The sequence below is a fragment of the Gemmatimonadaceae bacterium genome, from assembly GCA_016720905.1.
Lineage (GTDB): Bacteria > Gemmatimonadota > Gemmatimonadetes > Gemmatimonadales > Gemmatimonadaceae > Gemmatimonas.
This window is the reverse complement of sequence record JADKJT010000029.1, coordinates 241,591-265,535: the sequence shown is the minus strand read 5'-3', so window position 1 is coordinate 265,535 and position 23,945 is coordinate 241,591. Positions and strand designations below refer to the sequence as shown.

Annotated in this window: 23 protein-coding genes; 22 read left to right on the top strand and 1 reads right to left on the bottom strand. The window is 64.0% G+C overall.

All coding sequences use genetic code 11. The features are described from left to right. Nucleotides 1-71: 71 nt before the first annotated feature. From rplM to IPP90_17835, 11 genes are all read left to right on the top strand, one after another. Nucleotides 72-521, top strand: a complete 450-nt coding sequence (rplM, locus tag IPP90_17885; protein ID MBL0172544.1) for a 50S ribosomal protein L13 — start codon at nucleotides 72-74, stop codon at nucleotides 519-521. Next, nucleotides 521-910: a 30S ribosomal protein S9 gene (gene rpsI, locus IPP90_17880; protein ID MBL0172543.1), complete on the top strand. Its 390-nt coding sequence runs from the start codon at nucleotides 521-523 to the stop codon at nucleotides 908-910. The genes rplM and rpsI overlap by 1 nt, the downstream gene beginning before the upstream one ends. A 137-nt stretch (nucleotides 911-1,047) precedes the next feature. Further along, complete coding sequence (rpsB, locus tag IPP90_17875; GenBank protein ID MBL0172542.1) at nucleotides 1,048-2,025, top strand: 30S ribosomal protein S2; 978 nt, start codon at nucleotides 1,048-1,050, stop codon at nucleotides 2,023-2,025. A 147-nt stretch (nucleotides 2,026-2,172) separates the two neighbouring features. Continuing rightward, nucleotides 2,173-3,060, top strand: coding sequence for an elongation factor Ts (locus IPP90_17870; GenBank protein MBL0172541.1), 888 nt, complete (start codon nucleotides 2,173-2,175; stop codon nucleotides 3,058-3,060). A gap of 65 nt (nucleotides 3,061-3,125) precedes the next feature. Continuing rightward, nucleotides 3,126-3,830: a UMP kinase gene (locus tag IPP90_17865; protein MBL0172540.1), complete on the top strand. Its 705-nt coding sequence runs from the start codon at nucleotides 3,126-3,128 to the stop codon at nucleotides 3,828-3,830. After that, nucleotides 3,827-4,381, top strand: coding sequence for a ribosome recycling factor (frr, locus tag IPP90_17860; protein ID MBL0172539.1), 555 nt, complete (start codon nucleotides 3,827-3,829; stop codon nucleotides 4,379-4,381). Before IPP90_17865 ends, frr begins: the two co-directional genes overlap by 4 nt. Nucleotides 4,382-4,405: 24 nt before the next feature. After that, nucleotides 4,406-5,179 (top strand): isoprenyl transferase, encoded by a 774-nt coding sequence (locus tag IPP90_17855; GenBank protein ID MBL0172538.1) that lies wholly within the window; start codon nucleotides 4,406-4,408, stop codon nucleotides 5,177-5,179. A 21-nt stretch (nucleotides 5,180-5,200) separates the two neighbouring features. Continuing rightward, entirely contained in the window at nucleotides 5,201-6,058 is an 858-nt protein-coding gene (locus tag IPP90_17850) for a phosphatidate cytidylyltransferase (protein MBL0172537.1), read from the top strand. Nucleotides 6,059-6,085: 27 nt separating this feature from the next. Further along, nucleotides 6,086-7,231: a 1-deoxy-D-xylulose-5-phosphate reductoisomerase gene (locus tag IPP90_17845; protein ID MBL0172536.1), complete on the top strand. Its 1,146-nt coding sequence runs from the start codon at nucleotides 6,086-6,088 to the stop codon at nucleotides 7,229-7,231. Between the two features lie 24 nt (nucleotides 7,232-7,255). Beyond that, nucleotides 7,256-8,443 carry an RIP metalloprotease RseP gene (rseP, locus tag IPP90_17840; GenBank protein ID MBL0172535.1) on the top strand — a complete coding sequence of 396 codons (1,188 nt, stop codon included), beginning with the start codon at nucleotides 7,256-7,258 and terminating at the stop codon, nucleotides 8,441-8,443. 3 nt (nucleotides 8,444-8,446) lie between these two features. After that, the gene (locus IPP90_17835) at nucleotides 8,447-8,953 is read left to right on the top strand and encodes a hypothetical protein (protein ID MBL0172534.1); all 507 of its coding nucleotides are present in this window, start codon (nucleotides 8,447-8,449) and stop codon (nucleotides 8,951-8,953) included. A gap of 20 nt (nucleotides 8,954-8,973) precedes the next feature. On the opposite strand, the gene IPP90_17830 is transcribed toward IPP90_17835, so the two are convergent. Continuing rightward, nucleotides 8,974-10,689 carry a serine/threonine protein kinase gene (locus tag IPP90_17830; protein ID MBL0172533.1) on the bottom strand — a complete coding sequence of 572 codons (1,716 nt, stop codon included), beginning with the start codon at nucleotides 10,687-10,689 and terminating at the stop codon, nucleotides 8,974-8,976. A gap of 69 nt (nucleotides 10,690-10,758) precedes the next feature. Here IPP90_17830 and rpsO point away from each other — a divergent pair, with 69 nt between their 5' ends. The 11 genes from rpsO to IPP90_17775 all read left to right on the top strand — a co-directional run bounded on the left by rpsO (nucleotide 10,759) and on the right by IPP90_17775 (nucleotide 23,940). Beyond that, a complete protein-coding gene (gene rpsO / locus IPP90_17825) occupies nucleotides 10,759-11,019 on the top strand; it encodes a 30S ribosomal protein S15 (GenBank protein MBL0172532.1) in 261 nt (86 codons plus the stop codon). A 78-nt stretch (nucleotides 11,020-11,097) separates the two neighbouring features. After that, on the top strand, nucleotides 11,098-13,287 hold the full coding sequence (locus tag IPP90_17820) for a polyribonucleotide nucleotidyltransferase (GenBank protein MBL0172531.1): 2,190 nt from the start codon (nucleotides 11,098-11,100) through the stop codon (nucleotides 13,285-13,287). Further along, nucleotides 13,223-14,536 (top strand): insulinase family protein, encoded by a 1,314-nt coding sequence (locus IPP90_17815; protein MBL0172530.1) that lies wholly within the window; start codon nucleotides 13,223-13,225, stop codon nucleotides 14,534-14,536. The genes IPP90_17820 and IPP90_17815 overlap by 65 nt, the downstream gene beginning before the upstream one ends. A gap of 31 nt (nucleotides 14,537-14,567) precedes the next feature. Next, on the top strand, nucleotides 14,568-15,683 hold the full coding sequence (gene ald / locus IPP90_17810; GenBank protein MBL0172529.1) for an alanine dehydrogenase: 1,116 nt from the start codon (nucleotides 14,568-14,570) through the stop codon (nucleotides 15,681-15,683). 173 nt (nucleotides 15,684-15,856) lie between these two features. Continuing rightward, nucleotides 15,857-16,894: a rod shape-determining protein gene (locus IPP90_17805; GenBank protein MBL0172528.1), complete on the top strand. Its 1,038-nt coding sequence runs from the start codon at nucleotides 15,857-15,859 to the stop codon at nucleotides 16,892-16,894. Nucleotides 16,895-16,901: 7 nt separating this feature from the next. Further along, nucleotides 16,902-18,050: a rod shape-determining protein MreC gene (locus IPP90_17800; GenBank protein MBL0172527.1), complete on the top strand. Its 1,149-nt coding sequence runs from the start codon at nucleotides 16,902-16,904 to the stop codon at nucleotides 18,048-18,050. A 2-nt stretch (nucleotides 18,051-18,052) separates the two neighbouring features. Beyond that, nucleotides 18,053-18,562, top strand: a complete 510-nt coding sequence (gene mreD / locus IPP90_17795) for a rod shape-determining protein MreD (GenBank protein ID MBL0172526.1) — start codon at nucleotides 18,053-18,055, stop codon at nucleotides 18,560-18,562. 10 nt (nucleotides 18,563-18,572) lie between these two features. Continuing rightward, entirely contained in the window at nucleotides 18,573-20,336 is a 1,764-nt protein-coding gene (gene mrdA, locus IPP90_17790; GenBank protein ID MBL0172525.1) for a penicillin-binding protein 2, read from the top strand. Next, the gene (gene rodA / locus IPP90_17785) at nucleotides 20,336-21,595 is read left to right on the top strand and encodes a rod shape-determining protein RodA (protein MBL0172524.1); all 1,260 of its coding nucleotides are present in this window, start codon (nucleotides 20,336-20,338) and stop codon (nucleotides 21,593-21,595) included. Before mrdA ends, rodA begins: the two co-directional genes overlap by 1 nt. Before the next feature lie 123 nt (nucleotides 21,596-21,718). Continuing rightward, the gene (locus IPP90_17780) at nucleotides 21,719-22,585 is read left to right on the top strand and encodes an acetyl-CoA carboxylase carboxyltransferase subunit beta (protein MBL0172523.1); all 867 of its coding nucleotides are present in this window, start codon (nucleotides 21,719-21,721) and stop codon (nucleotides 22,583-22,585) included. 56 nt (nucleotides 22,586-22,641) lie between these two features. Beyond that, complete coding sequence (locus IPP90_17775; protein ID MBL0172522.1) at nucleotides 22,642-23,940, top strand: bifunctional folylpolyglutamate synthase/dihydrofolate synthase; 1,299 nt, start codon at nucleotides 22,642-22,644, stop codon at nucleotides 23,938-23,940. The last annotated feature ends 5 nt before the right edge of the window (nucleotides 23,941-23,945 follow it).

Below are 23,945 nucleotides of genomic sequence, written 5' to 3'. Positions count from 1 at the left end.
GTTTGACTCTGCGATCCTCGTTCCTGATCCCGTACGACGCGCCGCACGGCGCCTCTAGAGTACCTGCACGCATGAAGACTTACAGCGCGACCCCGAAGGATATCGACCGTCGGTGGTATATCGTCGACGCGGAAGGAATGGTCCTGGGCTTACTCGCGTCGGAAGTCGCCAAGATCATCCGCGGCAAGCACAAGCCCATGTACACGCCGCACATGGACACGGGTGACTTCGTCATCGTGATCAATGCGTCCAAGGTCCATGTGACTGGCCGCAAGGCTGAGCAGAAGACCTATTTCACCCATACTGGCTATATGGGTCACGAGAAGCATACCCCGTACGCTTCGGTGATGGCCAGCCATCCCGAGCGCATCATCGAGAAGGCAGTTTACGGCATGCTGCCGAAGACGGCGCTCGGACGGCAGGTGTTGCGCCGCAAGCTGCGCGTGTACGCGGGCGCGGATCATCCGCATGTGGCGCAGACCCCGACCTCGCTCGCCTTCTCCAACGCTGAGGCCAAGTGATGTCGGAGCAGATTCAATCCCTGGGTCGTCGCAAGCGGGCCGTCTGCCGCTTGTATCTCACCCCCGGCTCGGGCAAGTGGGACGTGAACGGTCGCACGTTGGGAGATTATTTCCCGCGGCCAACGCTGGTGTCGGCCATTCAGCAGCCGTTTACGCTGACCGACACGCTGGGTCGGTTCGACGTGAAGGCCGTCCTCGATGGCGGCGGTGTGTCCGGACAGGCTGGCGCCGTGCGTCTCGCGATCGCGCGCGCGCTGGTGAAGCTCGATGAGACCAACCGGAAGAAGTTGCGTGAGTTCGGCCTCCTGACGCGCGATGCGCGTGAGGTCGAGCGCAAGAAGCCGGGTCGCGCTGGCGCTCGTAAGCGGTTCCAGTTCTCCAAGCGCTAGTCGTTGCGGCCATCGCCGCAACGCTGCGTATCTCTCACGCTGTCTGAGCCGGTGGCGGGTGCCAGGTCCCTTCGGGGGCAGGTCGCCGCCGGCCACGACGACAGCGGACGAATTCTCAACCTTCAGTCGTACCTACCATGACGATTCCGTCCCTCGAGCAGTTGCTCGCCGCAAGCGTCCACTTCGGGCACCAGACCCGTCGCTGGAACCCGAAAATGCGCCGGTTCATCTTCGCCGAGCGCAATGGCATTCACATCATCGATCTGCAGAAGACGCTCCGCCAAATCGAACTGGCGCAGAAGCTCGTCCGCGAGGTCGTGCTGCGCGGTGAAAGCGTGCTGTTCGTGTGCACCAAGCGCCAACTCGCCGCCATCGTGCGCGCGGAAGCCGAACGGAGCGGCGCGATGTTCGTGACCGAACGCTGGCTTGGCGGCATGCTGACGAACTTCGGCACCGTCAAGAAGCAGATCCGCAAGCTCAAGGATCTGCAGGCCGGCAGCGAAGAAGGCGGCGGTTTCACGAATTACACGAAGAAAGAACAGCTTCTGATGTCGCGTCAGCGCGACAAGCTCGGCAAGTACCTGTCGGGCATCAAGGCGATGAATCGGTTGCCCGGATTGCTGTTCATCATCGATTCGAAGAAGGAGCGCATTGCGGTGTCCGAGGCCAACAAGCTCGGTGTGCCGATTGTCGCCATCGTCGATACGAACGCCGATCCGGATCTCATCACGGTGCCGATCGCCGGCAATGACGACGCCATTCGCTCCGTGGAGCTGATTGCCAAGGTCATCGCCGATACCATCGACGAGGCGCGCCGCGAGGCGCCCGTCCGTCCGTCGGAAGAAGAGCAGGAGAGCTACACGTTCTCCAGCGACCGTGGTACGGAGCCCGCTGGCCGTGGCGATCGTGGCGATCGTGGGCAGGGCGGTGGTGGTGGTGGCCAGGGCGGCGCTGGACGGCCTGGCGAGGACGAAAAGCGTCGTCGCCCACGCCGTCGTCGTGCGAAGCCCGAGGCCATTGCCGCGCGGTTGAAGACCGGTGCTGAGGGCGCGCCGGCCGACGGCGCGGCTGACGCAGGGGTTGATGCGGGCGAGCCGGACAGCGCGGCGGAATAGTGATGGATGGGCTTCGTCTGCGGGCGAAGCGCGGCGGTTGGGAAGTGGCACCCGAACGCCGCCGGCTTGTCCGGCGGCGTTCGTCTGCCAACTAAGGGCCAGTATCCGAAAACAGCACTCGACACTCTGAACATACAGGGCATTCCGATGACGACCCCCATCACGGCGAAGGCCGTGGCTGAACTCCGCCAGCGCACCGGCGCCGGCATGATGGACTGCAAGAAGGCACTCGAAGAGACTGCTGGCGACATGGATACGGCGGTTGAATACCTTCGAAAGAAGGGAATCGCCAAAGCCGAGAAGCGTTCCGACCGGTCAACCAGCGAAGGCATTGTCGGTGGTGAGATCTTCGGCGACGGCAAGTCAGGTGCATTGGTCGAGGTCGCGTGCGAAACCGACTTCGTGGCGCGCAATGAAGATTTCGGCAAGGTCGTGGCGACACTCGTCGCCCAACGGGTACAGTCCAGCGCCGCCGACATCGATGCATTCCTCGCCGAGCCCCTCGCCTCTGATCCGAGCCTCTCGGTCACGGATTTCGTGAAGGTGGCGTCGGCGCGTACCGGTGAAGCCGTCAACGTGCGTCGCGTCGCGCGCTTCGACGCCGGTGCCAACGGTCAGGTGGGGATGTACCGTCACCACAATGGCAAGTTGGCCACGCTCGTTCAGGTCACGGCGACGTCGCCGGAAGTGGCCGCCCACGAGTCCACGCAGCAGCTCGTCAAGTTCATCGCGGAGCACATCGCGGCCTCGGCGCCGCTGGCCGTCGATCGCTCTGGCGTGCCGGCCGAGAAGATCGAAAGCGAGAAGCGCATCGCGGAAGAGCAGGCCCGGCAGTCTGGCAAGCCCGACGCGATGATCGAGAAGATTGCGACCGGCAAGATCGAGGCGTTCCTCAAGGACGTCACGCTGCTGCCGCAAGCGTGGGTCCGGGATCCGGCCGTGACGATCGCGGCGCTGGTGAAGGATCACGCCGAGCGCGCCGGGGGCACCATTACCGTCGATCGATTTGTGCGCTTGCAGCTGGGCGCGGAGTAAGCATCGTGAGCGACCCATCTGGCGCAGCCGTCGACAGCAGACCGGAGCAGGGCGGTCAGGAAGCCCTGCGCTACGGGCGCGTTTTGCTCAAGTTGTCGGGGGAAGCGCTGGCGGGTGACCGTGGGGTGGGATTTGACTTCGGCCGGATCGGATTCTTCGCCGATCAGATTGTCGAGGTCGCGCGGATGGGTGTCCAGCTGGGAATGGTGATTGGCGGCGGCAACATCGTCCGCGGATCCCAACTCTCACAAATGGGCATGGATCGTGTGGGTGCTGACTACATGGGAATGCTGGGAACGGTCATCAACGCCCTGGCGCTGCAGGATGTGCTGGAGAAGCGAGGACTCGACACCCGGGTTATGACGGCCATCCGCATGGAAGAGCTGGCCGAGCCGTACATTCGGCGTCGGGCCATGCGCCATTTTGAAAAGGGGCGCACGGTCATCTTTGCTGCCGGCACCGGAAACCCGTATTTTTCCACCGATACGGCCGCGGTGTTGCGCGGTATCCAGATGAAGGCCGACGTAATCATCAAGGCCACCAGCGTCGATGGGGTCTATTCGGCTGATCCCAAGAAGGATGCCAATGCCCGTCTGTACGAGACCATCAGTTATCGCGATGTGATGCTGGAAGAGCTGAAGGTGATGGATCAGACCGCCATCACGCTGTGCAAGGAGAATCAGCTGCCGCTGATCGTGCTCAACATCAACAGTCCCGGCGCCATTGCGCGTGCCGTCCGGGGCGAACGCATAGGGACATTCGTTTCATGACCACCATTCCGCAGATCCTCAAGGACACCAAGTCGGGCATGGAAAAGGGCCTCGAGAACTCGAAGCGCGAGTTCTCCGGCATCCGCTCCGGCAAGGCGTCGCCGAACATGCTCGACACCATCAAAGTCGAAGCGTACGGATCGATGGTACCACTCAATCAGGTCGCGTCCGTCTCGGCGCCTGAGGCGCGGATCCTGCTCGTGACGCCGTTCGACAAGTCGCAGTCCAAAGTGATCGAGAAGGCCATTCGGGAATCGGAGCTTGGCCTCGATCCGGCGCACCAGGGTGGTGTCATTCGCGTGCCGCTGCCGTCGATGAACGAGCAGCGCCGCAAGGAACTGGTCAAAGTGCTGCACAAGCTGGCGGAAGACGGTCGCATCGCGATCCGGCACGCCCGCACTGATGCGCGCGACAAGATCAAGAAACTCGATGGCATCTCCGAAGACGACAAGAAGCATGCGGAGAAGGATCTGCAGAAGTTGCACGATGACACCATTGGCAAGCTCGATGCCTTGCTGAAGGCGAAGGAAGCTGAAGTCATGGAGGTTTGAGTCCCGCCCGCGGACCGATCCGCAATGACCAAGCCCGTTTCCCACTCCGCAGCGGACTCCGAGTCCGAGTTGCTTGCGCGCGTGCGCGTGCATGGAGCCGTGCCGCGACACATTGCGATCATCATGGATGGCAACGGGCGATGGGCCCGTGAACGGCACATGCCGCGTCCGTTCGGTCATCGGTCGGGCATGAAGGCGGTACGAGAAGTGGTTGAAGGCTGCCTCGATGCGGGTGTCGAGTGGCTCTCGCTGTTCGCGTTCTCGCAGGAAAACTGGCAGCGGCCGGAAACCGAAGTGTCGGCGCTGATGTCCTTGCTTGAGGAGTACATCGCGCGCGAAGCCGACGAGCTGCGCCAGCAAGGGGTGCGCGTTCGCGTCTTCGGCGACCTTGAGCGACTCAACGCGCCTGCGGCCGCGGCGGTCAAGCGCGTCATGCAGGACACCGAGAGCGGCGACAAGCTGGGGTTGAACCTGTTCATCTCCTACGGTGGACGCGCCGAGTTGGTGCGCGCCGCACGGTTGCTGGCGATCGACGTCCAGGCAGGGCGGCTGACACCCGAGGCCATCGACGAAACGGAGATTCGGGCGCGTCTGTATACGGCGAACTGCCCCGATCCGGATTTTCTCATCAGGACCTCCGGCGAGCAGCGGCTGTCGAATTTTCTGCTCTGGCAGATTGCGTATGCCGAACTGTACATCTCCAATTTGCTCTGGCCGGATTTCGGACGGTCTGCGTTGTACGAGGCCATCCTCGACTTTCAGCAACGTGACCGGCGCTTCGGCCGCGTCTCGGTCTGATCACTTCGTGCGGATCGACGGGTGAGTGAGTTTGGTCGGCGCCTTGGCGTGGCTCTGATTGGTGCGCCGATCGCGCTGGCAATCCTGTGGGTCGGCGATGCGGCCCTCGCGACACTGGCGAGCGCCTTGTCAGCCCTGGCGGCCTGGGAGTTCTTCCGGTTGGCCCGCGAGAGCGGTAGTCGACCCATGGCCGGCACGGGAATTGTCGCAGCCGCGCTGGTCCCGATGGCTGTGCATGCGCACTATCTCGGCGTCGTGCAGGTGCCCCTCGTGGTTGTTCCGCTGGCGGTACTCGTCCTCATCGCACTGGCGATCTGGATGCGCGGTGCGGACGGACACCCGTTGGCGGCGGTGAGCACCACGGCCCTCGGCGTTCTGTATACCGGCGGCACCCTGTCGTATGTGTATGCGCTCCGATATTACGGATACGCGGTCGGGAACACGGCGGGTGCCCTGGTGGTCATCCTGCCGGTGCTACTGACATGGTCAAGTGATATCGGCGCCTATGTCGCGGGGCGCCTCATCGGTGGACCGAAGCTCATCCCGTCGATATCGCCTGGAAAGACCATCGCCGGCGCCATCGGGGGAGTCGTGCTCACGGTGTTGGTGTGTGCGGGTTACGTCCACTGGCTGCTGCGTCCGCACGCAGAACTGGGGTTCGCGCCGTGGGCACTTGTGGTATTCGGCGTGTGCATCAGTGCGACGGCGCAGGTTGGCGATCTGGCCGAGTCCTTGTTCAAGCGCGAAGCGCACGTGAAAGACAGTGGGACGCTCTTCCCCGGCCATGGCGGCGCACTCGATCGTCTCGATTCGCTGTTCTTCGTGTTGCCCGTGTCGTACGCGCTGTATGGATGGCTCCTGATTCCGGCGCCGCACTGATGCGCGCGGCGTACTGCTGATCGTCACATGACCATCGGCGTTGCGATCCTCGGTGCCACGGGCTCCATCGGCACAAGCGCACTGCGCGTCCTCGAACGGCAGTCGCAGCGATTCGTGCCGGTGGCGCTCACGGCACACGAGAATGCGGCGGCGCTGGCCGAGTTGGCCACCCGTTGGCGCCCGTCGTTTGTCGGACTCGTGCGTGGCAACGCGCCGCCGGGGACCACCTGGGATACCGGTGCGGATTGCCTGGTACGCGCGGCGACGCATCCGTCGGCGGACATCGTCATCAATGCCGTAGTTGGCGCAGCCGGATTGCCGGCCACGTTGGCCGCGCTACGTGCCGGTCGCCGTGTGGCGTTGGCGAACAAGGAGACGCTGGTGGTCGCCGGCGACATTGTGACGGCGGCGGCACGGGAGTTTGGTGGGACCTTGGTGCCGGTGGATAGCGAACACTCCGCCATTCTGCAGTGTCTGGCGGGACGCGCACCACATGAGGTGCGTCGGCTGGTGCTCACGGCCTCTGGCGGCCCGTTTCGCACGTGGAGCGCCGATCGCATTGCCACGGCCACGAGCGCGGACGCGCTCATGCATCCCACGTGGCGGATGGGTAGCAAGATCACGATCGACAGCGCCACCTTGGCGAATAAGGCGCTGGAAGTCATCGAGGCGCATCATCTGTTCGGCGTGCCCTACGATCGCATCGAGGTCGTCGTGCATCCGCAGAGTATCGTGCATTCATTCGTGGAGTTCATCGACGGCAGCGTGTTGGCTCAACTGGGTGCCCCGTCGATGGAGCTCCCGATCCTCTTCGCGCTGACGTGGCCGGAACGCGTGGCGGATTCCGGCGTACCACTCTTTGACCCCGTCGCCCTGGGATCCCTCACGTTCGAGGCGGTGCGGACGGCCGACTTCCCGATGCTGGAGCTGGGCCTGTCGGCCGGACGGGCCGGCGGTGCCGCTCCAGCGGTGTACAATGCCGCGAACGAGGCGGCCGTGGCCCTATTTCTCGCCGGTCGGATCCGATTCGGTGAGATTGCCGTATTAGTTGCGGGCGCGCTGGCTGACCATGTCGCGGAAGCAACGGTGTCGTTGGAGGCGCTGTGGAGAGCCGACGCCTCTGCGCGTCACATGGTTGAAGCGCACGGTGCGATGCTTGCCGCCAAACCCTGATCCGGAACCGACCATCACCAGTCCATGCTGACAACCCTCTCGCCATACATTGCGCCGCTGCTGGTGTTCGGTCTCGTCGTGTTCGTGCATGAGCTCGGCCACTTCGTGGCAGCGAAGCTGACGGGGGTGTATGCGCCCGTATTTTCGCTCGGGTGGGGTCGCCGGTTGTTCGGCTGGAAGCGGGGCGAGACCGACTATCGGGTCTCGCTCATTCCGCTTGGCGGCTACGTGCGCATGGCTACGCGCGAGGACGACTCCATGGCCGGGATCGAGGGGGGTGCCGATCGCGGGACCTTTGATTCGACGACCGAACGTCCGCCTGAAGTACCCGAGGCCCTGTGGGACCCCCAGGGTATGGCGCCCTTCGGCCCCAAGGCCGTGCCGGAATCGCGCTGGGTAGAGAGCAAGTCGGTCGGCGCCCGAGTGTTCATTCTGTCCGCCGGAGTGATCATGAACATCCTGCTCACGTTGTTCGTGTCGAGTGGAATCTTCTACGTCTACGGCGATCCCTATCGGCCGGCGGTGATCGATTCGGTGGTGGTGGGCTTACCGGCAGCGGCGGCCGGACTGGCGGCCGGTGACCGGATTGTGGCCGTGAACGGTCACGCGGTGCGTTCCTGGGAAGAAGTGGTGGATCGCATCGCGCCCGAGACCACCGGCGCCGTCACCATTGATGTCGATCGTGCCGGCGCGCGCCTTTCCGTGCCGGTGTCGCCGCAGTCCACCGAAATCGATGACCCTGTCACCGGCGCCAAACGACGGGTCGGACGGGTCGGTATCCAGGTGCGCGATTCACTGGCGCGTGAGAATCTGGGGCTCGCGCGTTCGATGACGCTTGGAGCCAGTGCGACGTGGGCGATGGCCACCAATGTCGCCAGCGTGCTCCGCGGACTCGTGTCGGGGCAGGTCTCGGCGAAGAATCTTGGCGGCCCGATTCAGATTGCCAAAGTCTCCGTGCAGGCCGCACGCCGTGGCGCCGAAACGCTCTGGTCGCTCATCGCATTTCTCAGTTTGAATATCGCGATCCTCAATCTCGTGCCCATTCCGGTACTCGATGGCGGACAGATTCTCCTCGTGCTGGCGGAAGCCGTGAAAGGCAAGGCGTTCAGTGCACGCACGCGCGAAACCTTTGCACGGGTCGGTGTGTTGGCGGTGCTCGCGTTGATCCTGTTGGTGACGTTCAACGACATCCGTTCCTCGTTGACCCCCTGAGCGATGCCCCTCGGCAGGCGAACGTTGGTCGCTCCCGCCGTGCGTGTCCTGCGGGTGATGCTGGCGGTGGTGACGGCCGCGTGTCACCGCACCGCGGTGCCGGTCATGCACGCCGACAGCAGCGCTCCCGCGATGCCGACGGCAGAGGTCACTGCGCCGAAGCCGTTCTCGCGTATTCCGCGTGACGCCGCTCGATTTGAAATCGAAGTCGTAGACGACACCACGGCCCGATTCAAGCCGCGCGAAGCGCTGTGGATCCGGGACGGCATGACGGCGTACGCCGTCGATCCGATGAACCGCGATGCGCTGGTGGCGCGACTGCGCATTGTGTCGGTATGGAACGAAACGGCCGTGGCGGTCATCACGTCGCAAGTCACCCGGGTCACCACGCGTCACGTGGTCCTCATGACGCCGCCGGTGGTTCCCTGGTGGAAAGCGCGTCGCTTCTGGCTGGGCACTGCCGTGGGTGCTTTCGTCGGCGGCGTCGTGGGTGTCATCGCAACACCATAGCGGCGCATCGCGATGTGGGGTCAGCAGGTCAGGCGAATCGAACGAAAGAGCGACGATTCGCTCGCGCCGCGTCGAACCGTGAGTGTGTCGCCTCGATACTCGAGGCATCGCGGTGCGGTTGCGCGCACTTCGTAACGACCCTCAGACAACAGGACGGATTTCGTCGTGTCGGCCCGTACCTCCACCGACACGCCACCGTCCAGCGATTCGAAGCGAATTCGCGCATCTGCGGGCACGATGGTGAACTTCACGCCAAGACACGTGCGGACCGCCAGCATCACACTGCGACGCTCGCCGACCGCCAGACGGATGGTCGAGTCGCGCGAGGCCGTGACACAGTCCGTGGGCGCGTCTTCAATCACGGCCCTGAGCGACAGGCGGGCGGCGCCTGGTCGATCCACCACGATGGAGCCTCGGCCGGCCAGCGCGCCATCGACATACAGCCGGGCGGAATCCGGCGCCGACACGATCAATTGCGTCTTCACGCGATCGGCGGCTTTCTTGCGAATTGAATCCGGCAGACGGGAGACGACGAGTGGCGTACGCCGCGAGGAGTCACTGACCGCCACGGCGGCCGCCGTGTCACCCGCAGCCAGTCGCACGGAGTCTTGCAAGGCGCGGGTGGTTGAATCGTCGAGGTGCGGTAGTGTTGGCTCGGGCGACCGCGCGATCAGGTCGCGGATCGTCGGCACGCGCAGCGCGGCCCACCCGGCAATTCCCACCAGCGCGAGACCGATGGTCGCGCCCACCCATCGTCTCGCGGTGGCTGGAGGCGACGGCAGGCGCTCGGTGACCGGAGGAAACGCGGTAACGGTTTCCGACGAGGCGCGACCAAGGGACACCGAGGATCGCGTGACGGGCGCGGAGGGCAGGGCCGCGAGTGCGTCCGCGACGGCGAGGGCTGTCGGGAAACGATCGGCGGGTGCTTTCTGCATCAAGCGGCCAAGCAGGGCATCGATGGCCTCGCTCAGTTCGGGCACGAGCGCGCGTGCCGAAGGCACCGGCGCCTCGACGTGCATTCGGGCGACGGCGTACCAGTCATCGCCCTCGTATGGCAATCGACCGGTGGCCGCGCGGAACAACGTGACGCCCAGCGAATACAGGTCGCTGCGTCCATCGAGTTCGAGACCGCGCGCCTGCTCGGGACTGAAGTAGTGTGGTGTTCCCATGATCTGGTGACCACCACTGCGCGCGGCACCATCATCGAGGACGCGGGCGAGCCCGAAGTCAGCCACCACGGCCTCACCGTGGGTGCCGATCAGGATATTGTCGGGTTTGATATCGCGGTGCACAATGCCACCGGCATGCGCCACGGAGAGGGCCGCCGCGACGTCGAGGCCAATACGCACGACGTCGGCCTCCGCGAGTCGCGACAACAGCTCGAGCCGCCTCGCCAACGAAAGCGGGAGCAGGTCCATGGCCACGAAAGACGCGCCGTCGACGAGCCCGACATCACGGACGGTGACGATGTTGGGGTGCCGGAGGCGAGCTGCGGTGGTGGCTTCGCGCCGGAATCGGGCTTCGGCGTCGGCCTGGCCGGCGAATTCCGGGCGCAGGATCTTGAGCGCCACCGGGATCTCAAGGTCGCGGTCGACCGCCTCGTAGACCCAGGCGAATGCCCCGCCACCCAACAGCCGGATGACCTGATATTTACCAATCTGACGGCCGAGGTAGCGGTCTGGCAGGTTGCGGTCCTTTACAGACTGTGCGAGGTGGAGTAAACTACCGTGCTTCATACAATTGCGCGCAAAAACGCGGCGCAGCTACGCACCCTGCGCATTGCATGCGCCGAGAAACTTACGACGATGGCGTTCGATAAGGCATCCACGATTGACAAGTACCGGGCCCACGAAGGGGACACCGGTTCGACCCGCGTACAGATCGCGCTCCTCACCGAGCGCATCAACTACCTGACGGGTCACTTCCGTACCCACGCCAAGGATCATCACGGGCGTCGCGGTCTCCTTAAGATGGTCGGCAAGCGCCGCCGTCTCCTCGCCTACCTGAAGCGTACGGACGTTCAGGAATACCGCACGCTCGTTCAAAACCTTGGTCTCCGGTACTAAGCCAGACCACGCCATCACGTCGCGCGGGGGCAGCAATGCCTCCCGCGCGATTTGCGTTCTCACCAGGTAATTAAGCAGATGATGCATCGCATTGAGCGGACCTTCGCGGGTCGCCCGCTGGTCATCGAGACCGGCCGCATGGCCAAGCAGGCGGCGGGCTCCGCCGTCGTCCAATTCGGCGAGACAATGGTGATCGCGGCCGTCACGGTCAGCGACAATCAGAGTCCGTTGCCCTTCTTCCCGCTAACGGTCGAGTACAAGGAAAAGACCTACGCCGCCGGCAAGATTCCGGGCGGGTTCATCAAGCGGGAAGGCCGACCGCACGATCATGAAATCCTGGCCTGCCGGATCATCGATCGTTCGATCCGTCCGTTGTTCCCGGAAGGCTTCAAGAACGAAGTGCAGGTGTTCATCTACGTCGTCTCGGCCGACCAGGAGAATGACGCTGACGTGCTGGCGCTGCTGGCCACGTCGTTCGCGTTGAATGCCTCGAAGATCCCGTTCATGGGCCCCATCGGTGGCGTGCGTGTCGGACGCGTGCAGGGACACTGGGTGCTGAACCCCACGTTCCAGCAGCTGGCGTTTTCCGATCTCGAACTCATCGTCGCGGGATCCAAGGATTCCATCGTCATGGTCGAGGGCGGTGCCCTCGAAGTCACCGAAGCCGACGTGTTGGAGTCGTTGAAGCTGTCGCACGATGGCATTCGCGAGTTGATCGCGATGCAGAATGAACTGCTGGCCAAGGTGCAGCAGCCCAAGATGGAGTGGAAGAAGTCGGAGCCGGCGGAAGCCGTGGTCGAGCGCACCAAGGCGGCCGGATCGGCGCCGATTCGCGCCGCGCTCAATCAGGCGGACAAGCACACCCGCATCCAGGCCATCGAGAAGGCCAAGCACGCTGCCGCTGAATTGCTGGCGGTGGAGTTCCCGGACAACGCGAAGGACATCAGCGCGGTGCTCGGCGATATCGAGTACAACGAGCTCCGCGCGCAGGTGCTGACGACCGGATTGCGCGTCGATGGCCGGAAGCCCGACGAAGTGCGCGCGATCTCCATCGATACCACCGTGTTGCCGCGTGCGCATGGTTCGGCCTTGTTCACTCGTGGCCAGACGCAGGCCCTCGTGGCCGCGACGCTGGGAACCGCGAAGGATGCCCAGCGACTCGATTCCATCAACGAAGCGGGTGAAACAACCCGGTCGTTCATGCTGCACTACAACTTCCCGCCGTTCTCCACCGGTGAAGTGCGTCCGATGCGTGGCACCAGCCGTCGTGAGATCGGCCACGGCAACCTGGCCGAACGCGCGCTGCAGGGCGTGCTGCCGGACTTTGCCGACTTCCCGTACACCATTCGTATCGTCTCCGAAGTGCTGGAGTCGAACGGTTCGTCATCAATGGCCTCAGTGTGCGGCGGTTCGCTGTCGCTGTTCGACGCCGGTGTGCCGATGAAGGCGGCGGTGGCGGGTGTGGCGATGGGGCTGATCAAGGAAGGCAAGAAGTACGCGATCCTGACCGACATCCTGGGCACCGAGGATCATCTCGGCGACATGGACTTCAAGGTGGCCGGCACGAAGGACGGCATCACGTCCATCCAGATGGATATCAAGATCGAAGGTCTGGATATCAAGATCATGGAAGAGGCGTTGGCGCAGGCCCGTGAAGGTCGTCTGCACATCCTCGGCGAGATGGACAAGGCGCTGGCCGCCCCGCGTGGCGAGATGTCGAAGTATGCGCCACGCATCGTGACCGTGCAGATCCCGGTTGACAAGATCGGCGAGCTGATCGGCCCGAAGGGCAAGAACATCCGCGGCATTCAGGATGAAACGGGCGCGGAGTTGTCGGTGGACGATGATGGCACGGTGACCATCGCTGCCGTGGGCGCCGAGTCGATGGAACGCGCCCGACAGATGGTGCAGGCGATGACGGCGGAAGCGGTGGTTGGCGAGACGTATGAAGGCACCGTGAAGACCGTGACCGCGTTCGGCGCATTCATCGAGATCATGCCCGGCACCGAAGCGTTGCTGCACGTCTCGGAAATGAAGCACGAGCGCGTCGAGAAGCCGGAAGACGTGGTCAAGAAGGGCGATCGGGTGACTGTGAAGCTTATCGACCGCGACGAGCGGGGGCGGTTGCGCCTGTCCATGAAGGCACTGCTGCCACGGCCGGAAGGCATGCCGGAAGAGACCCCGAGCGAGCGTCCTCCGCGGCGTGACGACGGTGGGGATCGTGGTGGACGCGGCGGGCGGAGCGGTGGTGGTCGCGACCGGCGCTGACGCGCCGGCACTGCACCGTACGGAGCTCCCCAATGGACTGACCGTGCTCTCGGAAGCCGTTCCGGGAGCACGGTCCGTTGCGTTTGGGGCCTGGGTGCGGGCGGCCACCTTGCACGAGCAACCAGGCGAGATGGGTGTCTCGCATTTTCTCGAGCACATGGTGTTCAAGGGAACTCGGACCCGTTCGGCGCAGGACATTGCTTTGTCGCTGGAAACGCTGGGCGGCTCACTCGACGCGTACACCGAGCGCGAGCACACGTCGTTTCAGGCCCGGGTCCTTGATGAACATCTTCCGGACGCCGTCTCGGTCATCGGTGACCTGATCTTCGAGCCATTGCTCAGGCCCAGTGACCTGGCCCTTGAACGCAAGGTGATTCTCGAAGAGATCAGCATGGTCGATGACACGCCTGACGACGTGATCTTCGATGTGCACAACCGGACGCTGTGGGGTGCGCATGCCCACGGGTACCCGATCCTCGGGACCCGCGAAACGGTGCAGGGAATGGATGTGACCCATCTCCAATCGCTGCATGAGCGCGCCTATCATCCCGGCCGGCTGGTTGTGGCGGCCAGCGGTCATGTAGAGCACGACGCACTGGTGGAGACTTTATTGTCGGCCGGATGGGGTGATCGCCTCACCGGGGACATGCGTCCATTCACGGTGCCGGCGGCCGTCCCCGCGGCGCCTCAGAGGCATCACGTGCGCCGCAAGGACATCGCGCAGACGCACGTCGTGCTGGGTAGCGCCTCGCTGGCGCACGGCGACCCGCGCCGCTACGCGTTCTCGCTGCTCGATATGTTGTTGGGCGGCGGCATGAGTTCCCGGCTGTTCCAGCGTGTTCGGGAAGAACTGGGTTTCGCCTACAGCGTGTACACCTTCAGTTCGTCGTATGCCGACACGGGGGTACACGGAGTCTACCTCGCCAGCGCCCCAGAGACGGCCCAGGACGCGCTGAATGCGGTGCGGGAGGTCCTGGCCAAGGTGGTCGAGGACGGGCTGCCGGAGGCCGAGTTGGCGGCAGGGAAGCGGCAGTTGCGCGGCCAACTGGTACTGTCCATGGAGGGCGTCTCGTCACGGATGTATCGGGCCGCGACGACGGCACTGTACGGCGAGCCGCACCGGACCATTGAGGAGCTGCTGGCGCTGGTTGATGCGGTTGACAGCGCCACCGTGCTTGAGGTGGCCCGAGCATTTTTTGATCCCACGCAGCAGACTATTGTCAGCCTCGGCCCCAAAGCCGTTCGCTGAGATCGATTTCACTCTTCAACGTATCCCACCCATGCGTATCGGCGTACCCAAGGAAATCAAGACAAACGAGAATCGTGTGGCCCTGGTACCGGCTGGCGCTGAAGCGCTGGCTGCCGGTGGCCATCAGGTGTTCATCGAAACCGGCGCCGGCGTCGGTAGTGGATTCGAAGACGAGGACTATCGTTTCGTCGGCGCGACCATCGTGCCGGATGCCGCGACCGCGTGGGGCAACGCCGATCTGCTGCTCAAGGTGAAGGAACCCATCGCTCCGGAATGGGGATTTCTGCGCAAGGATCTCACCTTGTTCACGTACTTTCATTTCGCGGCCGACGAGACGCTGACCAAGGCGCATCTGGCGAGCGGCGCGACGTGCATTGCCTACGAGACGGTGGAGCTGCCGAATCGCGAGCTGCCGCTGCTCACCCCCATGAGCGAAGTCGCGGGCCGGATGGCCGTTCAGGAAGGGGCCAAGTACCTGGAGAAGCTGTACGGCGGGCGCGGCGTGCTGTTGGGAGGCGTTCCCGGGGTCGCACCGGCCAAGGTCGTGATCCTCGGTGGTGGTGTGGTGGGCATCAACGCCGCCAAGATGGCGGCCGGTCTCGGTGCGAAGGTGGTCGTGCTCGATCTGTCGCTGGAGCGTCTGCGGTACCTGTCGGATGTCATGCCGGCCAATGTGCAACTGGTACACTCCAATCGACACAACATTCTGGAGCAAATCTCAACCTGTGATCTGGTGATCGGCGGGGTATTGATTCCGGGCGCCAAGGCCCCGAAGCTGGTGCGCCGGGAAGATCTCAAGCGTATGCGTCCGGGGGCGGTGATCGTGGACGTGGCGGTCGATCAGGGTGGCTGCATCGAGACCATCCACGCGACCACGCACGAGAACCCGACGTATGTCGTGGACGGCATTATCCACTATGGGGTCGCCAACATGCCGGGTGCCGTGCCGCGGACGTCGACCCTTGCCCTGACCAACGCCACGTTGCCGTACACGCTGCAGCTGGCCAACAAGGGGTGGATGCGCGCGCTCAAGGAGAACGGCGCGCTGCTCAAGGGGCTCAACATGAGCGGCGGACAGCTCACGTATCAGGGCGTGTCCGACGCATTCGGTATGGCCTTTACCGAGCCATCAAGCTTTCTCGAGTAACGTTCCGGCGGACACGGGTCGTGCGTGACGGCCCGTGTCGTCGGGGTGTGACAACGTGCGCTAGGTCACGCTATCACAACAGCTTGTTCGCTCTCGTGTAAACCGATACCTTATGGCGAGAGTCCCGACGATTGTCCCCCATTCGGCGCCTGGCGCCGGCGAGCCCTTTCTGGATGTTCTGGCCCTTCAATAAGGCGAATTCGCTGTTCCCGGCGAACGCCATCGCGGTGGATCTTGGCACGGCCAACACCCTCATCTACGTGAAGGGCGAAGGCATCGTGCTCAATGAACCGTCGGTGGTGGCACTGGATCGCGAAACCAAGAAAATCCGCGGGGTTGGACTCGAAGCGAAGCGCATGCTGGGCCGGACACCCGAAGGTATCATGGCCGTCCGTCCCATGAAGGACGGCGTGATCGCGGACTTCGACGTCACGGAAAAGATGCTGCGGTATTTCCTCACACTCGTGATTGACAAGCATGTCTTCAAGGTGAAGCCGCGTGTCATCGTGTGTGTGCCGTCGGGCATCACGGAAGTGGAGAAGCGCGCGGTGCGTGATTCGGCGCTCGGGGCCGGTGCCAAGGAAGTGTTCATGGTGACTGAACCGATGGCCGCCGCGATTGGTGTTGGGCTTCCGGTGGAGTCGCCAACGGGGAACATGGTGATCGATATCGGCGGTGGGACCACCGAGATTGCCGTGATCGCCCTGTCCGGGATCGTGAGCGACACGTCCATTCGCACCGGTGGCGACGAGCTCGACGTGAGCATCGTCCAATTCATGCGCAAGAACTACAATCTGTTGATCGGCGAACCCACGGCGGAGCAGATCAAGATTCAGATCGGGTCCGCGTACCCGGTTGGCGATGAGCGCGAGATGGAAGTCAAGGGGCGGGATCTGGTGTCCGGCATTCCGAAGACCGTGCGCGTGCATTCGAGTGAGATTCGCGAAGCGGTGCAGGAGCCGATCCAGCAGATTGTCGATGCCGTGCGCCGCGCGCTCGAGATCACGCCGCCGGAACTCGCGTCGGATATTGTGGATCGCGGCATCGTCATGACGGGCGGCGGGGCGCTGATTCGCGGCCTTGATGTGTTGCTCAGTCAGGAAACGGGGCTGCCGATCCATGTCGATGAGGATCCGCTGACGTGCGTGGTGCGCGGCACCGGCAAGATTCTCGACGACGAAGAGAAGTACTGGTCGGTCCTCACGACCTGACGGCGCGGTGGCTCGCGGTGTCCGCGGCGGATCCGCGTATCGCGGAGTGCGGTTCGACAACGGGCTGTTGTTGGCCTGTGTCGCGTGCGCGATCATCGCCCTCGTCATGCCGCGGCGATTCCGCGACAGCGTCGCGAGCGCATTGCGTGGAACCGTGCTGGCGCCGTTGGTAGGCTTGGAGAGTCGCGCGTCCCGCGTGCGGGCGGCCATCGCGTCACGCGATGAACTGCTGGCGACGCGTGGGCAGGCGGCAACCGAGGCGTTGAGTCTTCGCGCGATTGTCGACGAGAATACCGTCATGCGGCGGCTGATGGGATTGTCCGCCCGGCTGGCCGATGGATTTGTGGTGGCCGATGTGCTGCCACGGCGCGGCGTGGATGATGACTTCACGCTCACGCTGAATGTCGGATCCAATGCCGGCATCGCCGCGTTCGCGCCGGTGGTGACGGCGGACGGTCTGGTGGGCATGGTCGAGCGCGTCGACGCCAACACCGCGTTCGCGATCACCTGGGCCGATCCCAGTTTTCGCGTCAGTGCCATGAGCGTGGACAATCGCGCGTTCGGCATTGTGCAGCCGCATCTGGGGAGTGGGGCGGAGCGCCTGATGCTGGAGTTGAAGGGCGTGCCGTTTCGCGACAAGCTGGATTCCGGAGCGGTGATTGTCAGTTCGGGATTGGGCACGACGTATCCGCGCGGCATTCCCGTCGGCATTGTCATGGGGGAGATCTCGACGCCGGAGAAATGGGCGCGCACGTATCTGCTCATGCCGGCGGTCCTGCCAGCGGCCATCGGGCCCGTGCTGGTGCTGCGCGCAGACCGCGGCGCGCGAGGGGTGAGTCAGGTCTGGATCAACGTGGCGTCCGCCGACAGTGCGGCGCGCGCCATCGCGGCCGCGGGCGATTCCGTGGCGCGCAAATCGGCGCTTGATGAACTGGCCGCGCGGCGCGCCGCACTCGACTCCGCGTTTGCCGACAGTGTCTCGCGCGACACGTTGCGTGGCGCCGCACCGGTGGTGCGCGCGCCGCTCACACGCGCCGACAGCCTGAAAGCCGACAGCGTGCGTCGCGCGCGCGCCGATTCGTCGCGTCCCCGCGTGCCCACCGTGCCGCCGCCGACATCACGCAGCGGACCGCCACCCCTGCGCGAGGATCGCTGATCATGGCCACCGCGCAGCCACCGTCCGGCCTCGCCGCTGCCGCCGGCGCGTGGCTCGGATTCCTCCTGCTGGTCGCGGCGCACTTTGCCATCAGGCCGCTCTTCGCGTCGCGCGCCAACGTCGATTTTCTCCTGATTGCCATCTTGTTCTCGGCTGTGCGAGTCCGCCCGGGATTGGCCGCGTTGCTCGGCCTCGCGGCGGGATTCACTGTGGACGCGCTGGCTCCGGGATCGTTTGGGGCCGCGGCATTGTCACTCGTGGCTGTGGCCTTCGCGGCCAGTCGCGTCAAAGCGGTGTTCTTCGCCGATCATGTCGCGCTCACCGGTCTCTTCGTTTTCGTCGGCAAGGTGGCCTTCGATGTTGTCTACGCCAGTGTCAGTGGGGGCGTCCGCGGTATGCAGCTGGTGGTGCAGTTGTTGCTCTGGACGCCGCTGTCGGCGGCGCTCACGGCCGCTGTGGCCGTGATTCTGCTGACGTTGTTCAAGCCGCTGTACCGGCCCGTCACCGGGTGAGCCTCCGGTCGTGAGCTACCATCCGAACGAGGTGCTGCGGCGTGCGCGCGTCGCCCGTGGTGTTCTGTTCATGGTGTTCCTGGCGCTCAGCGCGGCGTTCTTTCGCACGCAGGTGTTGCAGAACGCGCAGTACAAGCTGCAATCGGAAAACAACCGGTTGCGCGAGGTCCCCTTGCCGGGCGCCCGCGGCATCATCTACGATCGTCAGGGCGAGATCATCGCGGAGAATCTGCCGGGATACCGCGTGCTCATCCTGAGTCCCACGGAGGACTCGCTGCGTTCGGCGCTGACCACGCTGGCGAAGATCGTGCCGATTGATTCGGCGCAGCAGGAACTCGCCGTTGGCCGCTTTCGCCGGTCCCCGCAGCGCCCGGCGGTGATCTTCAACGACGCTTCGTTCCAGGTGGTGTCGGTGCTCGAAGAACGCCGCGTGGAGTTCCCGGGGTTGATCATCCAGAGTTCGCCAAAACGGTACTATCCGGATGCCGAAGCGATGGCGGCGCTGATTGGCTATACGGGCGAGATTTCCGAACGGGAGCTGACGTTGCCTGCCTACGCTGGCTATAAAGCGGGGCAACAGATCGGCAAGCAGGGGCTGGAGAAGCAATACGAGGAGCAGTTGCGCGGTCGTGAAGGGCGCCGGTACGTCGAAGTCGATGCGCGGAATCGCGTGGTGCGCGACAATGGCGTCCGCGCGGAAGAACCGCCGGAGGCCCCGCCGCCGTTGCGCACGAACATCGATCTCGATTTGCAGCGATACGCCCACGAGTACTTTGGCGATTCGTTGCGCGGTGCCGTGGTCGCGTTGAACCCGCAAACCGGCGGCGTCCTCGCACTGTACAGCGCGCCATCGTACGATATCAATCGGTTCATTGGTGGCGTCCCGCCCAAGTATTTCGCCAGCCTGCTGGCGGACCCGAAGCGGCCGATGACCAACCGCGCGCTGCAAGGGCTCTATGCGCCGGCGTCCACCTGGAAGCTAGCCACCGCCGTCATCGGCCTCCAACGCAACCTCGTCACAATAGAATCGCACATGCCACAACCATGCACGGGCGGGTACTACTACGGTCGCGTGTTCAAGTGCTGGGACAAACGCGGTCATGGCGACGTCACGCTGGCGCAAGCCATCACCAAGTCGTGCGATGTGTACTTCTACCAATTGGGACTCAAGATCCAACTGGCCAATTTGCTGGCGGGCGGCGTCAAGCTGGGCTTCGGCGAACGCACCGGCATCGATCTGCCCAGCGAGAGTCGTCCGATCTGGCCGGAGGGCATCGAGTATTTCAACAAGAAGTACGGCAAGGGCGGATGGAATCCATCGGTCGTCCTGAGTTTGTCGATCGGTCAGGCGAACAACTCGCAGACGCCGTTGAACATGGCGCGGTTCTACACCGCGCTGGCCACCGACGGCGCCGCGGCGGAACCGCAGATTGTGGCCCATGAACCCGTGCGCACGCAGATTCTCAATCTCGACAAGGACAAACTCGAGGGGCTGCAGATGGCGCTGGCCGACGTGGTCTCGCGCGGCACGGCGGCAGGTGCCCAAATTCAGGGCTTGTTGATTGCCGGCAAGACGGGCACGGCGCAAAACCCGCCGCACCCCGACAACGCCTGGTTTGTCGGTTACGCTCCGGCCGAGAATCCGAAGATCGTCGTGGCGGTGATACTGGAAGAAGGACTGCACGGATCGGCCGCGGCGAAAGTCGCCACCAAGATGATGGAGCGTTTTCTGAAGACCAAAGGCCTCACCCTCAAATCCGTCACGAACGACTAGTGGCACTTCCGCTGCGTCGACAAGGGATCGACTACCCGCTGCTGGTGCTGGCGCTGTTGTTGACAGCGTTCGGCATCGCCATGGTCTTTTCGGCTGGCCAGACGGACGCGCCGGCCGGTGTCGTGGCGCGCCTCTGGCAGCGACAACTCGGGTTTTTCGCGATCTCGTTGATTGCCTGCTTTGTCGTGTCGCGCGGATCCGTACGCTTGCTGGAATGGAGTGCGTGGCCGCTGTATTTGTTGAGTTGCGGGCTGTTGGTCCTGGTCTTGTTTATCGGCACAGGGGCCGGCACAGCCGAAAGCATGAAGGGATGGCTGACGATTGGCGGTAAACGCATTGGGCAGCCGGCCGAACTGGCCAAGCTGGCCACCACCCTGATGCTGGCGCGTGTGCTGGCGGCGCAACGCGAGCCGCCACGGGCATTGGTGGAACTGTGGCGACCGTTGCTGGTGGTCGGCATACCGTGGATCCTGGTGATGGCACAACCGGATCTTGGTACAGGCATCGTGTTCATCGGCATCTGTTTCGCGATGCTGTTCTGGGCGGGCGTGTCGTGGCCGGTGCTGCTGATGCTGGCCAGTCCAGGCATCAGCTTGATCCTCGCGTTCAGCACCAGCGCCTGGGGCGCCTGGTTCTTCCTCTTGTTCGCCTTGATGTTGTGGCATCGCCCCTATCTGCTGGAAGGGGTGGCACTGATGCTGGCGAATGTCGCGATGGGTATCGTCGCACCCATTCTCTGGGACAAGCTCAAGCCGTACCAGCGAGGCCGCCTGCTGGTATTTCTCGATCCCACCCTCGATCCGCGCAACGCGGGCTACCACATCATGCAGTCGAAGGTGGCGATCGGTTCCGGCGGGTTGTTCGGACAGGGATTCACACTCGGCAGTCAGAAGCGGCTGCAATTCCTCCCGGAACGGCACACCGATTTCATCTTCTCCGTCGTGGGTGAGGAACTCGGCTTCGTGGGCGTCACCGTCGCGCTGTCGTTGTTCCTTGCCCTGTTCCTGCGCAGCACGCGGGTGGCCACGCGGGCGAACGATGCGTTTCCCAGTCTGCTGGCGTTCGGCCTGATGTCTGCCTGGGTCATCCACGTCACGATTAATATCGGCATGACCCTGAGCCTGATGCCGGTGACCGGCATTCCACTGCCGTTCTTCAGCTACGGCGGCTCCTTTCTGCTGGTGAGCTGGCTATCAGTCGCCGTTCTGCTGCGTATTTCGGCGGAAGGCCGAGGTCTTCCGGACGCCATGGGATTGTAGGGCAGTGCCCCTGCACACCGAGCGCCGACCCTTTCGGTTTGATTTCGGTTACGGTGGATAGGCGGCCTCAAGTACGCGCAAGCCCTAGCCACGACGGGACGGACCTTCGATCTTACGCCTCCTATGGCTTGGTTCCGGAAAGAAAAGAAACCGCGGCAGCCTCGTCGCGAGCGGCTCGAGATCCCACCGGACACGTGGGAGAAGTGCGAGGCGTGCGGGCACACCGATATCCGCGCCAAGTTCTTGCGGAATTTCAACGTGTGCCCCGAATGCGACTATCATCGGCGGCTGCGTGCCTGGGACTACGCCACCATGCTGCTGGACGAAGCGTCCATTGGCGAAATTGGCGGTGAGCTCCGATCGGTCGATCCGTTGGGCTTTCCCGACTATCCGGCGCGGCTCAAGCGCGCGGTCGCCAGTGCCGGGGACAGTGATGCGATCCTGACAGTCACCGGGCTGATGGAGGGGCTGCCGGTTGGGATTGGCATCATGGATTTTGCGTTCATGGGTGGATCAATGGGCTCGGTCGTGGGCGAGAAGATCGCTCGCCTTGGGCAGCGCTCTCTGGAGAAGAAACACCCACTGGTCATCATCTCGGCGTCGGGCGGCGCGCGCATGCAGGAGGGCGTACTCTCGCTCATGCAGATGGCGAAAGCGGCGGCCGTGCTGTCGCAACTGGCCGAACGACGCATTCCGTACGTGTCGATCTTGACCAATCCGACGACCGGGGGAGTGAGCGCCAGCTTCGCCATGCTGGGGGACTCCATCCTTGCTGAACCTGGCGCCGTGATCGGGTTTGCCGGCCCACGTGTCATCAAGCAGACGCTGGGGCAGGATTTGCCAGAGGGCTTTCAGACGGCAGAATTCCTGGTCGATCATGGGATGGTCGATAGCGTCGTGCACCGGAAGGAACTGCGATCGACGGTTACGCGACTCCTTCGGCACATGACTGGCCGTCCCGCGGCTACCGGACACGCGCAGGACAGCTGACGACCGATCCGTTGGCCCCGCATCGCCGGTCTGGAGCCCATCCACCCGGGAACGCTATGGCCCCTGCTGAAGAGGCCTCGGCGGCCTACCACGCGGCGTTAGCCAAGCTGTTCGCGCGCACGGGCGGCGCGTGGCGTTTGGGACTCGATCGTGTGGCCGCGCTGTTGCAGGCCCTTGGGAATCCGCAGCGCGCGTATCCGGTATTTCATGTCGCTTGCACCAACGGCAAGGGCAGCACGGTAGCCACCCTGGACGCGCTGATGCGACATGCCGGGCTGCGTGTAGCGCGCTATACCTCACCCCACCTCGTCGATTTCAGCGAGCGGGTCGTGGTCGATGGACGGCCGATGCAACAGCACGACATTACGGCCTGGTTGAATGCCAATGAACCGCTGTTGACGGCGTTGGGAGCGACCTTCTTCGAGGCTACGACGGCCATGGCCCTGTCGTACTTCGCCAAGGCCGGTGCTGAGGTGGCGATCGTTGAAGTGGGCCTTGGCGGCCGACTGGACGCCACCAACGTGGTTGAACCCATTGCCGCCGGTGTCACGCAGATCGGCTTTGACCACATGGAGTTCCTCGGTGACTCGCTGCCACAGATTGCCATTGAGAAGGCCGGTATCTTCAAGCGCCATGCTGGTGCAGTCATTGGTGAGACCCGTCCAGAGATTCGGGATATTCTGTTCGCTCAGGCGGTGGCCGCGGAGGCATCACCAATTCGTGTGACAGGCCTCGACTGGCGGGTGCGGGACGTGTCGCTGGCCGAAACGGGAACCACCTTTACGCTGGAGACTCCCGACCGAATCCGGCGTCTGACGACGCCGCTGGTCGGGACCTTTCAGGCCGACAATACTGCCGTGGCGCTGGCCATGCTCGAGTCGGCGGGCGAGCGCTGGGCGCGCATCGCGGATCAGGCAGAGACCGGCTTGGCCGGAGTGCGTTTGGCGGGGCGGTTCCATCATTGGGGTCGGTGGCTTTTTGACGTGGCACACAATGCGGATGGCGCCGCCAGCGTCGTCGCGAATCTGCGGGCCACGGGCTTGCCGTCGCCCGTGGTGGCGGTGGTCACGGTGCTGCGCGACAAGGATTGGCGGGGGATTTTGCAGGCCGTGGCAACCGTGGCGGACCGCGTGTTCCTGACATCGGCTCCGACCGCACCGGCATCTCGCGCCTGGGACTTGAATGAGGTGGAGACCTGGGCGCGCTCGATGTCCATACCGTCCGAGCGGATCGACGACTTCGACGAGGCGCTGCGTCTGGCCGACACCTCGGGAGCGACCATTCTGGTGACCGGGTCATTCCACACGGTTGGAGACGCCATGGAGCGGTTGCAGGTCGATCCGTTGGCTCGGTAGGTTAC

Bases quoted from the DNA above. Each gene is read 5' to 3' on its own strand.
- IPP90_17780 (MBL0172523.1), top strand. From the start codon at position 21,719: ATGGCTTGGTTCCGGAAAGAAAAGAAACCGCGGCAGCCTCGTCGCGAG.
- IPP90_17820 (MBL0172531.1), top strand. From the start codon at position 11,098: ATGATGCATCGCATTGAGCGGACCTTCGCGGGTCGCCCGCTGGTCATC.
- IPP90_17775 (MBL0172522.1), top strand. From the start codon at position 22,642: ATGGCCCCTGCTGAAGAGGCCTCGGCGGCCTACCACGCGGCGTTAGCC.
- IPP90_17805 (MBL0172528.1), top strand. From the start codon at position 15,857: ATGTTCTGGCCCTTCAATAAGGCGAATTCGCTGTTCCCGGCGAACGCC.
- ald (MBL0172529.1), top strand. From the start codon at position 14,568: ATGCGTATCGGCGTACCCAAGGAAATCAAGACAAACGAGAATCGTGTG.
- rplM (MBL0172544.1), top strand. From the start codon at position 72: ATGAAGACTTACAGCGCGACCCCGAAGGATATCGACCGTCGGTGGTAT.
- mreD (MBL0172526.1), top strand. From the start codon at position 18,053: ATGGCCACCGCGCAGCCACCGTCCGGCCTCGCCGCTGCCGCCGGCGCG.
- IPP90_17835 (MBL0172534.1), top strand. From the start codon at position 8,447: ATGCCCCTCGGCAGGCGAACGTTGGTCGCTCCCGCCGTGCGTGTCCTG.
- rpsO (MBL0172532.1), top strand. From the start codon at position 10,759: ATGGCGTTCGATAAGGCATCCACGATTGACAAGTACCGGGCCCACGAA.
- rpsB (MBL0172542.1), top strand. From the start codon at position 1,048: ATGACGATTCCGTCCCTCGAGCAGTTGCTCGCCGCAAGCGTCCACTTC.
- rseP (MBL0172535.1), top strand. From the start codon at position 7,256: ATGCTGACAACCCTCTCGCCATACATTGCGCCGCTGCTGGTGTTCGGT.
- frr (MBL0172539.1), top strand. From the start codon at position 3,827: ATGACCACCATTCCGCAGATCCTCAAGGACACCAAGTCGGGCATGGAA.
- IPP90_17870 (MBL0172541.1), top strand. From the start codon at position 2,173: ATGACGACCCCCATCACGGCGAAGGCCGTGGCTGAACTCCGCCAGCGC.
- IPP90_17855 (MBL0172538.1), top strand. From the start codon at position 4,406: ATGACCAAGCCCGTTTCCCACTCCGCAGCGGACTCCGAGTCCGAGTTG.
- IPP90_17830 (MBL0172533.1), bottom strand. From the start codon at position 10,689: ATGAAGCACGGTAGTTTACTCCACCTCGCACAGTCTGTAAAGGACCGC.
- IPP90_17845 (MBL0172536.1), top strand. From the start codon at position 6,086: ATGACCATCGGCGTTGCGATCCTCGGTGCCACGGGCTCCATCGGCACA.
- rpsI (MBL0172543.1), top strand. From the start codon at position 521: ATGTCGGAGCAGATTCAATCCCTGGGTCGTCGCAAGCGGGCCGTCTGC.